The sequence below is a fragment of the Herbaspirillum sp. WTB6 genome (assembly GCF_057457785.1).
On the sequence record NZ_CP176522.1, the window covers coordinates 1,815,251 to 1,828,885 of the forward strand.

14 protein-coding genes are annotated in these 13,635 nt (G+C 67.0%); all 14 read right to left on the minus strand.

All coding sequences use genetic code 11. The annotated features are described in order from the left end of the window. Positions 1–86 precede the first annotated feature (86 nt). The 14 genes from ACK2VC_RS08475 to ACK2VC_RS08540 all read right to left on the minus strand — a co-directional run bounded on the left by ACK2VC_RS08475 (position 87) and on the right by ACK2VC_RS08540 (position 13,581). The gene (locus tag ACK2VC_RS08475; protein WP_486733149.1) at positions 87–995 is read right to left on the minus strand and encodes a hydroxymethylglutaryl-CoA lyase; all 909 of its coding nucleotides are present in this window, start codon (positions 993–995) and stop codon (positions 87–89) included. Positions 996–1,007: 12 nt separating this feature from the next. Continuing rightward, entirely contained in the window at positions 1,008–1,934 is a 927-nt protein-coding gene (locus tag ACK2VC_RS08480; protein WP_486733150.1) for a 2-hydroxyacid dehydrogenase, read from the minus strand. A 60-nt stretch (positions 1,935–1,994) separates the two neighbouring features. Then, complete coding sequence (locus ACK2VC_RS08485; RefSeq protein ID WP_486733151.1) at positions 1,995–4,016, minus strand: acetyl/propionyl/methylcrotonyl-CoA carboxylase subunit alpha; 2,022 nt, start codon at positions 4,014–4,016, stop codon at positions 1,995–1,997. Between the two features lie 62 nt (positions 4,017–4,078). Beyond that, a complete protein-coding gene (bioB, locus tag ACK2VC_RS08490) occupies positions 4,079–5,104 on the minus strand; it encodes a biotin synthase BioB (protein WP_486729904.1) in 1,026 nt (341 codons plus the stop codon). Positions 5,105–5,134: 30 nt separating this feature from the next. Next, positions 5,135–5,848, minus strand: a complete 714-nt coding sequence (bioD, locus tag ACK2VC_RS08495; protein WP_486729905.1) for a dethiobiotin synthase — start codon at positions 5,846–5,848, stop codon at positions 5,135–5,137. Continuing rightward, positions 5,845–7,032, minus strand: a complete 1,188-nt coding sequence (gene bioF / locus ACK2VC_RS08500) for an 8-amino-7-oxononanoate synthase (RefSeq protein WP_486729906.1) — start codon at positions 7,030–7,032, stop codon at positions 5,845–5,847. Before bioF ends, bioD begins: the two co-directional genes overlap by 4 nt. Then, positions 7,032–8,408 carry an adenosylmethionine--8-amino-7-oxononanoate transaminase gene (bioA, locus tag ACK2VC_RS08505; RefSeq protein ID WP_486729907.1) on the minus strand — a complete coding sequence of 459 codons (1,377 nt, stop codon included), beginning with the start codon at positions 8,406–8,408 and terminating at the stop codon, positions 7,032–7,034. The genes bioF and bioA overlap by 1 nt, the downstream gene beginning before the upstream one ends. A 39-nt stretch (positions 8,409–8,447) precedes the next feature. Continuing rightward, a complete protein-coding gene (locus ACK2VC_RS08510) occupies positions 8,448–9,236 on the minus strand; it encodes an enoyl-CoA hydratase/isomerase family protein (protein ID WP_486729908.1) in 789 nt (262 codons plus the stop codon). Then, complete coding sequence (locus ACK2VC_RS08515; protein WP_486729909.1) at positions 9,233–9,739, minus strand: DinB family protein; 507 nt, start codon at positions 9,737–9,739, stop codon at positions 9,233–9,235. Before ACK2VC_RS08515 ends, ACK2VC_RS08510 begins: the two co-directional genes overlap by 4 nt. A gap of 8 nt (positions 9,740–9,747) precedes the next feature. Then, a complete protein-coding gene (locus ACK2VC_RS08520) occupies positions 9,748–11,370 on the minus strand; it encodes a carboxyl transferase domain-containing protein (RefSeq protein ID WP_486729910.1) in 1,623 nt (540 codons plus the stop codon). A gap of 53 nt (positions 11,371–11,423) precedes the next feature. Continuing rightward, positions 11,424–11,822: a YchJ family protein gene (locus tag ACK2VC_RS08525; protein ID WP_486729911.1), complete on the minus strand. Its 399-nt coding sequence runs from the start codon at positions 11,820–11,822 to the stop codon at positions 11,424–11,426. 5 nt (positions 11,823–11,827) lie between these two features. Beyond that, entirely contained in the window at positions 11,828–12,223 is a 396-nt protein-coding gene (locus tag ACK2VC_RS08530) for a rhodanese-like domain-containing protein (protein WP_486729912.1), read from the minus strand. A 49-nt stretch (positions 12,224–12,272) separates the two neighbouring features. Beyond that, complete coding sequence (locus ACK2VC_RS08535; RefSeq protein WP_486729913.1) at positions 12,273–12,878, minus strand: DsbA family protein; 606 nt, start codon at positions 12,876–12,878, stop codon at positions 12,273–12,275. Between the two features lie 34 nt (positions 12,879–12,912). Next, positions 12,913–13,581: an SDR family oxidoreductase gene (locus ACK2VC_RS08540; protein ID WP_486729914.1), complete on the minus strand. Its 669-nt coding sequence runs from the start codon at positions 13,579–13,581 to the stop codon at positions 12,913–12,915. Positions 13,582–13,635: the final 54 nt, after the last annotated feature.

Below are 13,635 nucleotides of genomic sequence, written 5' to 3' on the forward strand. Positions count from 1 at the left end.
TCAATCACGAATACGGGAGTATGTTGCAAAAACATCGATTTCAAAGCCGGAAAAACCCCCTGTGCATTTGGAGTATGTGAACCACCTCAGCCCGCGCGCCGGGCCGCGATCGCATTGCCGGCGCGGCTGACCGCCTTGCGTCCCAGGTGCTGCGAAATGAATTGGCCGGCGTCCACCACCGCATTCAGGTCGATTCCGGTCTCGATGCCCAGCCCTTGCATCAGGTACAGCACATCCTCGCTGGCGACGTTGCCGGTCGCGCCCTTGGCGTACGGGCAGCCGCCCAGGCCGGCGACCGACGCATGGAAAATCGCGACGCCGACTTCGAGGCTGGCATAGATGTTGGCCAGCGCCTGTCCGTAGGTATCGTGGAAATGGCCGGACAGGCGCGCCAGCGGGAACTCCTGCGCCGCCGCCAGCAGCACCGCCTGCGTCTTCTTCGGCGTGCCGACGCCGATGGTGTCGGCGATGTCGAGCTCGTCGCAGCCGAGCTCGGCCAGGCGGCGCACGACGTCGGCCACCGCCGCCAGCGGCACCTCGCCCTGATAGGGGCAGCCGAGCGCGCAACTGATGCTGCCGCGCAGGCGCAGGCCGTGCTCTTTGGCCGCTTGCGCCACCGGGCGGAAGCGTTCGACCGATTCGGCGATCGAACAGTTGATGTTCTTGTGCGAAAACGCTTCCGAAGCCGAGCCGAAGATCACCACTTCGTCGGCGCCGGCCGCCAGCGCCGCCTCGAAGCCCTGCATATTCGGCACCAGCGCCGAATACACCACGCCCGGCTGGCGCGCGATACCGGCCATCACCTCGGCCGAGGTCGCCATCTGCGGCACCCACTTCGGCGACACGAACGAAGCCGCCTCGATGTTGGCGAAACCGGCTTGCGTCAGCCGATCGACCAGCTCGATCTTGACGGCGGCAGGGATGGTCTCCTTTTCGTTCTGCAGGCCGTCGCGCGGGCCGACTTCGACGATTTTGACCTGGGCAGGTAAGTTCATTTCAACATCCTTTCAATAACCTCTGGCGAGGTCGATCACGCCGGCAATCGGCTGGCCCTGTTCCAGCGCGTGGATCTTCTTGGCGATCTGGCGCACGCTGGCCGCGCGCAGGGTTAGCGCCGCCACGTGCGGCGTGATGGTGATGTTGGGCTCGTTCCAGAACGGGTGCCCGGGCGGCAGCGGCTCGTGCGCGAACACGTCCAGCGTGGCGCCGGCGATATGGCCGAGCTGCACCAGTTCCAGCAAGTCGGCTTCGTTGACATGGGCGCCGCGTGCGACGTTGATCAGGAACCCGCCCTGCTCCATCTTGCCCAGGCTGTCGCGGTTCAGGATGCCGGTGGTTTCCGGCGTCAGCGGCAGCACGCACACCAGCAACTTGGCCGCGCGCAGGCAGGCATCGAAACCCTCGGCGCCGGAATGGCAGGTGATGCCCGGCAAGTTCTTCGGCGTGCGGCTCCAGCCGACCAGCGGAAAATCGAAATGGGCCAGGCTTTGCGCGATGCGCTGCCCGAGCACGCCCAGGCCCAGGATGCCGACCGTGAAATCGCTCCTGCTGTAGGGCTTCATGAAGCGCCATTCGCCGCGCTGCGCCTGCAATTCGAACTGATCGAAGCGGCGGAAGTAGCGCAGCACCGCATAGGTCACGTACTCGGCCATCTGCAGCGCCATGCCGGCGTCGTCCAGGCGCACGATCGGCACCGGCGGCAAGGCATCGCCCAGTTGCAGCAGCGCATCGCAGCCGGCGCCCAGGTTGAACACCGCCTTCAGGCCGGCGCGGCCCCGCAGCACCTCGGCCGGCGGTTTCCATACCACCGCGTAGTCGGCTGCTTCATGGTCGCCTTCCTGCCACAGCCGCACCTTGGCGCGCGGCAAGGCCTGGTGCAGTGCCTCCAGCCACGGCTCGGGAGCGCCGCCCTGCGCATAGAACAAAATTCGCATCGCTACCACCCTCACGGTTCAAGGCTGAACGCGCCTTGTTTTGCCAACTTCTTGCCAATTTCAAGCTGCCTTAAACGACAACAATTGTGCACCTTCGGCGACCTGGTCGCCGACCGCGTACAGCAGTTCGTCGACATCGCCGTCGGCTGGCGCGGAAATCGTGTGCTCCATCTTCATCGCTTCCATGATCAGCAGCGGCGCGCCCTTCGCCACGCGCTCGCCCTTGCCGACCAGCAGCGCGACGATCTTGCCGGGCATTGGCGCGGTCAGGCGGCCGCCTTCGAGTTCGGCGGCGCCGGCCTGGGCCAGCGGATCGAGGTAGCTCAACACCCGCTGGCCCAGGCCGGCGCCGCCAAACACGTGAAACTGCTCGGCCTCGGCGCCCGGCGCGCGCACTACCGCGCCGCGTAGCACATTGTCGCCTAGCCGCAGTTCCAGGTCGCAGCCGGCGCGCCCCACCGGCGTCAGTGCGACGCTATGTCCCTGATGGCTCAGCAGCCAGCCGCCGGCGCGATAGGCGATCGTCAGCGGGTAGGTGCCGGCGTCGTCGGCAAATTGCAACTGGCGCTGCAGCACGCCATTCAGACGCCAGCCGTCGCGACCGGCCCACGGATCGCCAGCGGCCGCCCCTTCCCGTTCGTCGCCCAGCAGGGCGGCGGCAGCCAGCGCCAGCGCCGGCAGTGGCGCCGGCGGCAGCGGCGGGAACAATTCCGCCTGGTGCCGTTCGATCAGCCCGGTATCCAGCTCGGCGCTGGCGAACGGCTGGCTTTCGATCAGGCGCTTCAGGAAGGCGATGTTGCTGACCAGGCCGACGATCTGGAATTCGGCCAAGGCCTGCGCCATGCGCGAGAGCGCCTGTTGGCGGTCGCTGCCCCAGACGATCAGCTTGGCGATCATCGGGTCGTAGAACGGCGAAATCGCATCGCCCGCGCGCACGCCGGAATCGATCCTCACTACACCGCCGACAACGCCGGCACCCGATTCGAACTCCACCGCCGCCGGCGTGCGCAGGTGGCGCAGCGTGCCAATCGACGGCAGGAAACCCTTCTCCGGGTTTTCCGCATACACGCGCGCCTCGATCGCGTGGCCGTGGATCGCCAGCTGCTCCTGCTTCTTCGGCAGCGGCTCGCCGGCCGCCACGCGCAACTGCCATTCGACCAGGTCGGTGCCGGTGATCATCTCGGTCACCGGATGCTCGACCTGCAGCCGCGTGTTCATTTCCATGAAATAGAAACTGCCATCCTGGTTGGCGATGAATTCGACGGTGCCGGCGCCGACGTAGCCTACCGCCTGTGCCGCCGCCACTGCCGCCGCCCCCATCGCGCGCCGCCGCTCGGCCGTCATGCCGGGCGCCGGCGCCTCTTCCAGCACCTTCTGGTGGCGCCGCTGCACCGAGCAGTCGCGCTCGAACAGGTAGACGCATTCGCCATGGCCGTCGGCGAACACCTGGATCTCGATGTGGCGCGGCCGCGTCAGGTATTTTTCCACCAGCACGCGGTCGTCGCCGAAGCTGGAAATGGCTTCCCGTTTGCAGGACGCCAGCGCCTCCCGGAAGTCGGCCGATTTGTCGACGATGCGCATGCCCTTGCCGCCGCCGCCGGCGGAAGCCTTCAGCAATACCGGATAGCCGATGCGATCGGCTTCGGCGTTCAGCAGCGCCGGGTCCTGGTCGTCGCCATGGTAGCCCGGCACCAGCGGCACGCCGGCCTTTTCCATCAGCGTCTTGGCCGCCGACTTGGAACCCATGGCGCGGATCGCGGCGGCCGGCGGGCCGATGAACACCAGCCCGGCCTTGGCGCAGGCATCGGCGAAATCGGCGTTTTCCGACAGGAAACCATAGCCCGGATGAATCGCCTGCGCGCCGGCCGTCAGCGCCGCCTCGATGATTTTGTCGGAGCACAGATAGCTTTCCTTGGCCGCGGCCGGGCCGATCCGGATCGCCTCGTCGCACACTGCGACATGCTTGGCTTGGGCGTCGGCGTCGGAATAGACGGCGACGGTGGCAACCCCCAGCTTGCGGGCGCTGGCGGCGACGCGGCAGGCGATTTCGCCGCGGTTGGCGATCAGGATTTTATCGAACATGCGTTTCTTTCAACGATGGATTCACTTGATGGCACGACCGGCTCCGGCCGGCGGCTCTCCGATCACGACTGGCAGGCCGGCGGCGCCATCGGTTCCGTCACGCGCGGGCGCAAGCCGAGCTTGGCCAGCAGCGCGCGATCGTCCTCGGCGTCCGGGTTGCCGGTGGTCAGCAGCTTGTCGCCGTAGAAGATCGAATTGGCGCCAGCCAGGAAACACATCGCCTGCACCGCCTCGCCCATCTGACGGCGGCCGGCCGACAGCCGCACGCGCGCCTTCGGCATCGTGATGCGGGCGACCGCGATGGTGCGCACGAATTCGAGCGGGTCGAGCGGATCGATGCCATGCAGCGGCGTACCCTCGACCTGCACCAGGTGATTCACCGGCACCGATTCCGGGTAGGGATTCAGGTTCGCCAGTTGTGCGATCAGACCGGCACGCTGGCGCCGCGACTCGCCCATGCCAACGATGCCGCCGCAGCAGACTTTCAGGCCGGCTTCGCGCACCCGCCCCAGGGTGTCGAGCCGGTCCTGATATTCGCGGGTCGAGATCACGTTGCCGTAGAACTCGGGCGCAGTATCGAGATTGTGGTTGTAGTAATCGAGGCCGGCATCCTTCAGTTGCTGCGCCTGGCCATCCTGCAACAGGCCGAGCGTGGCGCAGGTTTCCAGCCCGAGCGCCTTGACCTCGCGCACCATGTCGGCGACCTTTTCCATGTCGCGCTCTTTCGGTCCGCGCCAGGCGGCGCCCATGCAGAAGCGGGTGGCGCCGTGCTCTTTCGCCGCGCGCGCGGCTTCAAGCACTTCGTCGGTGGAGAGCAGTTTCTTGGCGACCAGGCCGGTGTCGTAGCGCGCCGCCTGCGGGCAATAGGCGCAGTCTTCCTCGCAGCCGCCGGTCTTGATCGACAACAGCGTCGCCAGTTCAACTTCGGCCGGATCGAAATGGGCGCGGTGTGCCTGCTGCGCCCGGAACATCAGGTCGTTGAACGGCAGCTCGAACAGCGCCAGCACTTCGTCGACCGGCCAAGTCTCGGCGACGACCGGTGCCGGGGCCCGGCGGATGGCAGTGGATTTCAATTCTGCTTGAGACATGCGGGTTTCCTTTTGCGTCAAAAAGTGAAGTCAGGCATGCCGGCCGGGCCAGCCCGGCAGGCATGAAAAATCGATATGAGCGGCAGCCGCCGCCGCCGAGGCCAGCGGCAGGCGCGGCACGCTTCCCAGCAGCGGCGCCGGCAGGCGCGCCGCCAGCGCCTCGACATTCTGCGCCGCGTTCGGCAGCGCCGGGTCTACTGTATTCGCGACCCAGCCGGCCAGCCGCAGGCCGCGCGCGGCGATCGCCTCCGCCGTCAACAGCGCGTGGCTGATGCAGCCCAGCCGCAGCCCGACCACCAGCAGCACCGGCAAGGCCAACCGTTGCGCCAGGTCAGCGCTGTCGAAATGCTCGGAAAACGGCACGCGGAAGCCTCCAACGCCTTCCACCACCACCGCATCGACGGCGGCGGCGATGTGCGCGTAGCACGCGAGGATGTGCGCCGCCTCGATCGCCACGCCTTCCCGGGCGGCGGCGATGTGCGGCGCGGTCGCCTCGCGCAGGAGGTAGGGCGTGGTCAGCGTTTGCGGCAGCCGTTCGCTGCTGGCCGCCGCCAGAAAATCGGCATCCTCATTGTGCCAGACGCCGCCGCGCAGCTCGGCGCCGGCAGCGACCGGCTTCATGCCGGCGGTGCGCACGCCGCGCAGCGTCAACGCGTGCAGCAGCGCGCCCGAAATCAAGGTCTTGCCGATCTCGGTGTCGGTGCCGGTGACGAAGTAGGCGGTCGGTTTGGCCTGTGCGCTCATGCCGCCTCCGGCTGTTCCAGCGCGTGGAAGGCGGCCGCCAGTTGCGCCACATCCTGCGCCGTATGTGCCGCCGACAAGGTGATGCGCAGGCGCGCGGTATTGGCCGGCACCGTCGGCGGCCGGATCGCCGGCACCCAGATGCCCTGCTCATGCAGCGCGGCGGCGGCGCGCAAGGCTTCATCGTTGGCGCCGACGATCACCGGCTGGATCGCGGTCGCCGACGGCAACAGGGTCCAGCGCCGCAACCGCAAGGCGCCCTGCAGCTGCGCGATCAAGTCCTGCAGGTGCGCACGGCGCTCTGCGCCCTCGGCGCCGGCGATCAGATCGACGCTGGCCAGGAGCGCATGCGCCAGCGCTGGCGGCGCCGCGGTGGTGTAAATGTAGGGCCGCGCGCGCTGCACCAGCCATTCGATCACGGTCTGGTGCGCGGCGACGAAGGCACCGCCGACGCCGGCCGCCTTGCCCAGCGTGCCGATGTAGACCAAGTGCGGCGAGCGCAAGTTGAAATATTCCAGCGCGCCGCGGCCGTGTTCGCCCAGCACGCCGAAGCCGTGCGCATCGTCCACCACCAGCCAGGCGCCGTGGCGCTCGCACAGCGCCAGCAGTTGCGGCAGCGGCGCCAGGTCGCCGTCCATGCTGAACACGCTGTCGGTCACCACCACCTTGCTCTTGGCTGTGCTGGCTTGCAGCAGGCGCTCCAGTTGGCCGGCGTCGCCGTGCGCGTAGACCTGCACCTGGGCGCGCGCCAGGCGCGCGCCGTCGATCAGCGAGGCGTGGTTCAGTTCTTCGCAGAACAGCTCGGCGCCGCGCCCGGCCAGCGCGGTCAGCACGCCAAGGTTGGCCATATAACCGGTGCAGAAATACAGCGCGCGCGGCTGTTCCAGGTGCGGCGCCATGAATTCGGCGAAGCGCTCCTCGAGCAGCACGTGCGCGCGCGAATGGCCCGAGATCAGGTGCGAGCCGCCGCTGCCGACGCCGTAGCGCACCGCGCCTTCCTGGAGCGCTGCGACCAGGCGCGGATGCGAGGCCAGGCCGAGGTAGTCGTTGCTGCAGAACGCCAGCATCGGGCGGCCGTCGACCGTCACCCGTGGCGCGCAGGAGGTATCGGCGACGCGCCGCCGGCGCCGCAGCCGCTGCGCATCGAGCTGCTGCAATTCGTGTTCGAGGCTGGCGAGCAATTCCATCACGCGCCCCCGATCACTTGTTCGAACACCGCCTGGGTGCGCGCGGCCAAACCGTCAATCTCCTGATCGTCGAGGATGTAAGGCGGCATCAGGTAGACCGTGCGCCCGATCGGGCGCAGCAGCAGTTCGTGCTCGAGCGCGGCGGCGAAGAACTTGCGCGAAAAGGCAGGATCGTCGGTCTGAGCATCAAAGGCCCAGATCATGCCGCGCCGGCGGAAATGCCTGACCTTGGAATGCGCCGCCAGCGGCGCCAGCGCTTGCGTCAGGCGCGCCGCGCGCGCTCGGTTTCGTACCAGCACGTCGTCTTCGTCGAAGATTGCGAGCGTCGCCAATGCCGCGCGGCAAGCCAACGGATTGCCAGTATAGGAATGCGAATGCAAAAAGCCGCGCGCCACGTCGGCATCGTAGAACCCCTGGTAGATGGCGTCACGCGTCATCACCAGCGACAGCGGCAAATAGCCGCCGCTGATGCCTTTCGACAGGCAGAGGAAGTCGGGCCATGCCGTGCCGTTTTGAGTCTGGGCTTGCTCGCTGGCAAAGAAGGTGCCACTGCGGCCGCAGCCGACCGCGATTTCGTCGGCGATCAGGTGCACGCCGTAGCGGTTGCACAGTGCGCGCACTTCGGCCAGATACAGCGGATCGTGCATCGCCATGCCGGCCGCGCATTGCACCAGCGGCTCGACGATCAGCGCCGCGATCCGACCGGCGCGCTGCTGCAGCAGCACCTCCAGTTCGCCGGCGGCGCGGCGCGCGACATCGGCCGCCGATTCGCCGTCGCGCGCGCCGCGCGCGTCGGGGCTGGCGACCACGTGGGCGTTGTGCAGCAAGGGCCCGTAGGCATCGCGGAACAGCGCGACGTCGGTCACCGCCAGCGCGCCGATGGTTTCGCCGTGATAGCTGTGTCGCAGACAGACGAATTCGCGCTTGTCCAGTTGACCGGAATTGCGCCAGTAATGAAAGCTCATCTTCAGCGCGATCTCGACCGCCGAGGCGCCGTCCGAGGCATAGAAGCAATGGCCCAGCACGCCGCCGGTGCGCGCCGCCAATTGCTCGGAAAGCCGCACCACCGGTTCATGCGTGCAGCCGGCCAGCATCGCGTGCTCCAGCGTATCGAGCTGGTCCTTGATCGCCGCATTGATGCGCGGATTGGCATGCCCGAACAGGTTGACCCACCAGGAACTGATGGCGTCCAAATAACGGCGGTCGCCGGTGTCGTATAACCAGGCGCCGCGGCCACGGCTGATCGGGATCAGCGGCACAGGATTTACGCCGGCGTGGTGCTGCATCTGGGTGCACGGATGCCAGACGCTGTGCAGGCTGCGCGCGACCCAGTCGGTTTGTTGCTCTGACTTCAAAATTTCTCCAAAACTATCCATTCCGTTCGCCTTTCCATGGAGGAAGAGGCGGACCGGACATCAATTGTTCAGCCACGCCGGTTTGCGCTTTTCCAAAAACGAGCGCACCCCTTCGCGCCCCTCCTCCGAAGCGCGGATCTGGGCGATGCCTTCGACCGTGGCGGCGATCAACTCATCCCCGATCGGCATGCCGCCAACCTCGCGCACCAGGCGCTTGGCTTCGCGTACCGCGTTCGGGCTGTTCGCCGCCAACGCCCGGACGATGCCGTCGGCGGTCGCGTCCAACGCATCGGTTGCCACCACCTGGTGCACGAAGCCGATGCGCAGCGCCTCGGCCGCCGAAAACCGTTCCGCGGTGACGAAATAGCGGCGCGCCGCCTGTTCGCCCATCGCCTTGATGACGTAGGGCGAAATGGTGGCCGGGATCAGGCCGAGCCGTACTTCGGACAGGCAGAACTGTACCGGTTCGGCCGCCAGCGCGATGTCGCAGGCGGCCACCAGTCCCATGCCGCCGGCATAGCAGTCGCCCTGCACCTTGGCCACCACCGGCTGCGGGCACAGGCAGATCGTACGCAGCATCTCCGCCAGCAGGGCGGCATCGGCGCGGTTTTCCTCATGGCTGTAGTCGGCCATGCGCTTCATCCAGTTGAGGTCGGCGCCGGCGCAAAAGGCCGGGCCGCGCGCCGCCAGCACGATTGCGCGCACACCGTCGTCGGCGCCCAGTTGGCGGAACACCGTGCTCAATTCGGCGATCGTGGTGTCGTTGAAAGCGTTGCGCACCTCGGGCCGGTTCAGGGTGACGGTGGCGACCCGGCCAACGTGCAGCAATTCGAGTGTTTGATACGTCATTTCTTTCCTTCCGCCACCAGAAAATAAATCAGATCCAGTTCCGGGCACGGCTGGCCCATGCCGGTCAGTGCCGCGCTGATCTGGCCGCGATGATGGGTGCCATGATTGAACACATGTCCGAGCGTGCCGGCGAACGGCGCGCTGGCCGGCTGGCCCGCGGTGCGGCGGTAGTCGATGCGTTCCTCGAAACGCTGCGGCGGCAGCGACTGCAGCCAGCCGCCCCAGCGCCGGACGGCGGCATGCAGCGCTTGCGCCAGCGCAACGCGAACGGTTTCCAGCTCGCTGTTCAAGGCCAGTTGCGGCGACACGCCGTCGGCAACGCGCGCGTGCCAGAGTCTCTCGCCGACCAGCATATGGTTCAGCGTGCCGTGCACCGAGCCGAAGAACAGGCCGCAATCGCGGCGGTAGTGTGGCTCGTCCAGCACCGCCACCGCCGCCAGCAACTTGTCGCTGGCCCAGACGTGGTAGCGCGCCAGCATGGCAAAATAATCACGCATCGGCATCGTCTTCCTTACATCCGGAACACGCCGAACTTGGTTTCCGGGATCGGCGCGTTCAAGGCCGCCGACAAGCCCAGCCCCAGCACCATGCGGGTGTCGGCCGGGTCGATCACGCCGTCGTCCCACAGCCGGGCGCTGGCGTAGTATGGGTGGCCCTGATGCTCGTACTGGTCCTTGACCGGCTGCTTGAATGCCTCTTCTTCTTCCGCGCTCCAGACCCCGCCCTTGGCTTCGATGCCGTCGCGCTTGACGGTGGCCAGCACGCTGGCGGCCTGGTCGCCGCCCATCACCGAAATGCGCGCGTTCGGCCACATCCACAAAAAACGCGGCGAAAACGCGCGCCCGCACATGCCGTAGTTGCCGGCGCCGAAGCTGCCGCCGATGATGACGGTGAATTTCGGTACCGCGGCCGTGGCCACCGCCGTCACCATCTTGGCGCCGTTGCGGGCGATGCCTTCGTTCTCGTATTTGCGGCCGACCATGAAGCCGGTGATGTTCTGCAGGAACACCAGCGGGATCTTGCGCTGGCAGCACAGCTCGATGAAATGCGTGCCCTTCAACGCCGATTCCGAAAACAGGATGCCGTTGTTGGCGATGATGCCGACCGGCATGCCGAAGATGTGCGCGAAGCCGCAGATCAGCGTGGTGCCGTAGCGTGCCTTGAATTCATCGAACTCGCTGCCATCCACCACGCGCGCGATGATTTCACGCACGTCGAACGGCTTCCTGGTATCGGCCGGGATCACACCGTACAGTTCGTGCGCCGGGTAGTTCGGCTCGACCGGCTCGCGCAGCGCCGGGCCCTGCGGCTTGCGCCGGTTCAGGTTGGCGACGATGGAACGCGCCAGCGCCAGCGCGTGGGCGTCATTCTGCGCCAGATGGTCGACCACGCCCGACAGCCGGGTATGGACGTCGCCGCCGCCCAGGTCTTCGGCGCTGACCACTTCGCCGGTGGCGGCCTTCACCAGCGGCGGGCCGCCGAGGAAGATCGTGCCCTGATTCTTGACGATGATCGATTCGTCGCTCATCGCCGGCACGTAGGCGCCGCCGGCGGTGCAGGAGCCCATCACCACCGCGATCTGCGGAATGCCCTTGGCCGACAGACTGGCCTGGTTGTAGAAGATGCGGCCGAAGTGGTCGCGGTCGGGAAACACGTCATCCTGGTTCGGCAAGTTGGCGCCGCCGGAGTCGACCAGGTAGACGCAGGGCAGGTTGTTCTGCTCGGCGATTTCCTGGGCGCGCAGATGTTTTTTCACCGTGATCGGATAATAGGTGCCACCCTTCACCGTGGCGTCGTTGCAGACGATCACGCACTCGACGCCGGCGACGCGGCCGATGCCGGTGATGATGCCGGCCGCCGGCGCCGCGCCGACCCCGTGCCGGTCCTTGTACATCTGATATGCGGCCAGTTGCGAAAACTCCAGGAACGGCGTGCCCGGGTCGAGCAGCATCTGCACCCGCTCGCGCGGCAGCAGCTTGCCGCGCGCCACGTGCTTCTTGCGCGCTTCCTCGCCGCCACCCTGCGCGAGCGCCGCCACCTTCTGCCGCAAATCGTCGACGATGGCCTGCATCGCGTCGGCGTTCTGCTTGAAATCGGCATTGCGCGGGTTCAGCTTGCTTTCTATTTGCGGCATGGTATGCGTCCTTTTTTCTCTTTTCTCTTTTCTGATTTGCCGAGCCGGGTTGGCTAGCCTTCCTGCTCAGATGGGAAACCACCATCGAGATACAGCCAATGGCCGTCGACCTGTACGAAGCGGCTGACTTCATGCAGCCGGCGCGCGCGGCCGCCGAGCTTGTAGCGGGCGACGAACTCGACCGTGGCCTGGGTGCCGTCCTGCGTATGCCGCAGCACCTCGAGCCCGAGCCACTTGACGTGGTCGCCGTCTTCCAGCACCGCACTGGCCGGACGCGTGTCCGGATGCCAGGTGGCCTGCAGATAGGTTTCGTTGCGCAGCACGTAGGCGCTATAGCGCGAGCGCATCAGCTCCAGGGCGCTGGTCGGCAGCACGCCACCGTGGTAACGACCGCAACAGGCGGCATAATCCGGCGCGCCGCACGGGCAGGGCAGGGGCTGGGTGCGGCGCATCGGCGTCAGGATTTCTTTTCCTTGTGCGCCACCGGCGCGCCCGCGGCCTTCCAGGCGGCAAAACCGCCGTCGATATGCGCCACCGGCGCCAGCCCCATGTCCTGCACGGTCTTGGTGGTCAGCGCGCTGCGCCAGCCGGCGGCGCAAAAGAAGATGTATTCCTTGCCGGCGCCGAACACCGGCTTGAAATAAGGCGAATCGGGATCGATCCAGAATTCGATCATGCCGCGCGGTGCATGAAAGGCGCCCGGAATGATGCCTTCGCGCTCCAGTTCGCGGGCGTCGCGCACATCGACGAACTGCACGCCGGGATCGTCCAGCCGGGCCAACGCCTCCGGCACCGAGTAAGTTTTGATCTGCGCTGTGGCTTGGTCCACCAGAATTTTGTAGCCGAGCTTCATTGTGCTTTCCATCGTTGGTTGCAGGCTGTCGTGCCGTTCAGCATGCCGCTCATACCTTGCCGTCGCGCAGATGGGCTTCCAGTTGGTCGAAGCGGTCAAAGCCCCAGAACGCCTCGCCGTCGACGATCATGAAGGGCGAGCCGAACACCCCGTGCGCGATCGCCTGCTCGACTTCGGCTTTCAGCCGCTCCTTCAGCGGCGCGCCGCCCAGCGCCTCGGTCAGCGCCGCCGCGTCCGCCCCCTGTTCGGCGGCGATCTGCACCACGTTGGCGGCATCGCCGATCAGCACGCCGTCGACGAAATAGGCGCGATACGCCGCCTTGGCGAAGTCGACCGCGCGCTGCTTGCCGTACTGCTCCTGCAGCCACAGCATGGCGCGCGCGGTGGCCTGGGTGGCGATCGGAAACGGTTGCGGCTGCCGGTAGTCGATGCCGTGAAAGCGCGCCGTGCGCTGGAAGTCGTGCAGCGAGTATGGCCCCTTCAGCGGCACCTGCGTCAGCGGCGCGGCGCCGGTTTGCTTGAACACCACGCCCAGCAGCATCGGATGCCACTCGACCGCGCGGCCGTGGCGCGCGCCGATCTGGTCGATTTTTTGCGCGGCGAAATAGCCGTAGGGCGAGGTAAAGTCGAAATAAAAATCGATTGCCGCTGCCATCACTCCTCCTCTTTCTGTTGTATCGCTTGCCGCCTCACCAGGCCAGCCGGCGCCCGCTGTGGCTGCGGTAGCTGCCGCTGTCCTCCAGCGCCAGACCGCCGATCACCCGCAGCAAGTCGCGCACGCTGTCATCCACCGCGCTCGGGGCCAGCTTGCCGCCCATGTCGGTGCGCACCCAGCCAGGGTCGAGCGCGACGAAGATCGCATGCGGGTAATCGAAAGCCGCGCTGCGCAGCGCCATGTTCAAGCCCGCCTTCGATACCCGGTACAGCCAGGCGTCGCTCGACTTCGCCTCGCCGATGCTGCCCAGGCCGCTGCTGAGCACCGCGAAGCGGCCGCGCGCCGCCTCCACCAGCGGCCCGACCAGGGCCATCGCCTGCATCGCGCCCAGCACGTTGGTGTGCATCACGCGGTCGAAGTCGGCGGCCTGTGGCGGCACCCCCAGCTGGTGCGCCGGGCCGTAGACGCCGGCCACGTACACCGCCAGATCCAGCTTTTCGCCATCCAGTTGCCAGCCGAGCGCGGCCATCGATTCCGGCTGCGTCACGTCGACCCGGATCGCGTGCGCGCCTTCCGCCTGCAACGCCGCCAGCGCCGCCGCATCGCGCGCGGTGGCGAACACCTTCCAGCCGGCGGCCAGCAACTGGCGCACGAACTCGCGGCCGATGCCGCGCGAGGCGCCGATGATCAGTGCGGTGGACATCAGGATTGTCCTTTCGGTCATGCATCCTGTCGTTCCCGCGGATTTAGGCGGGAA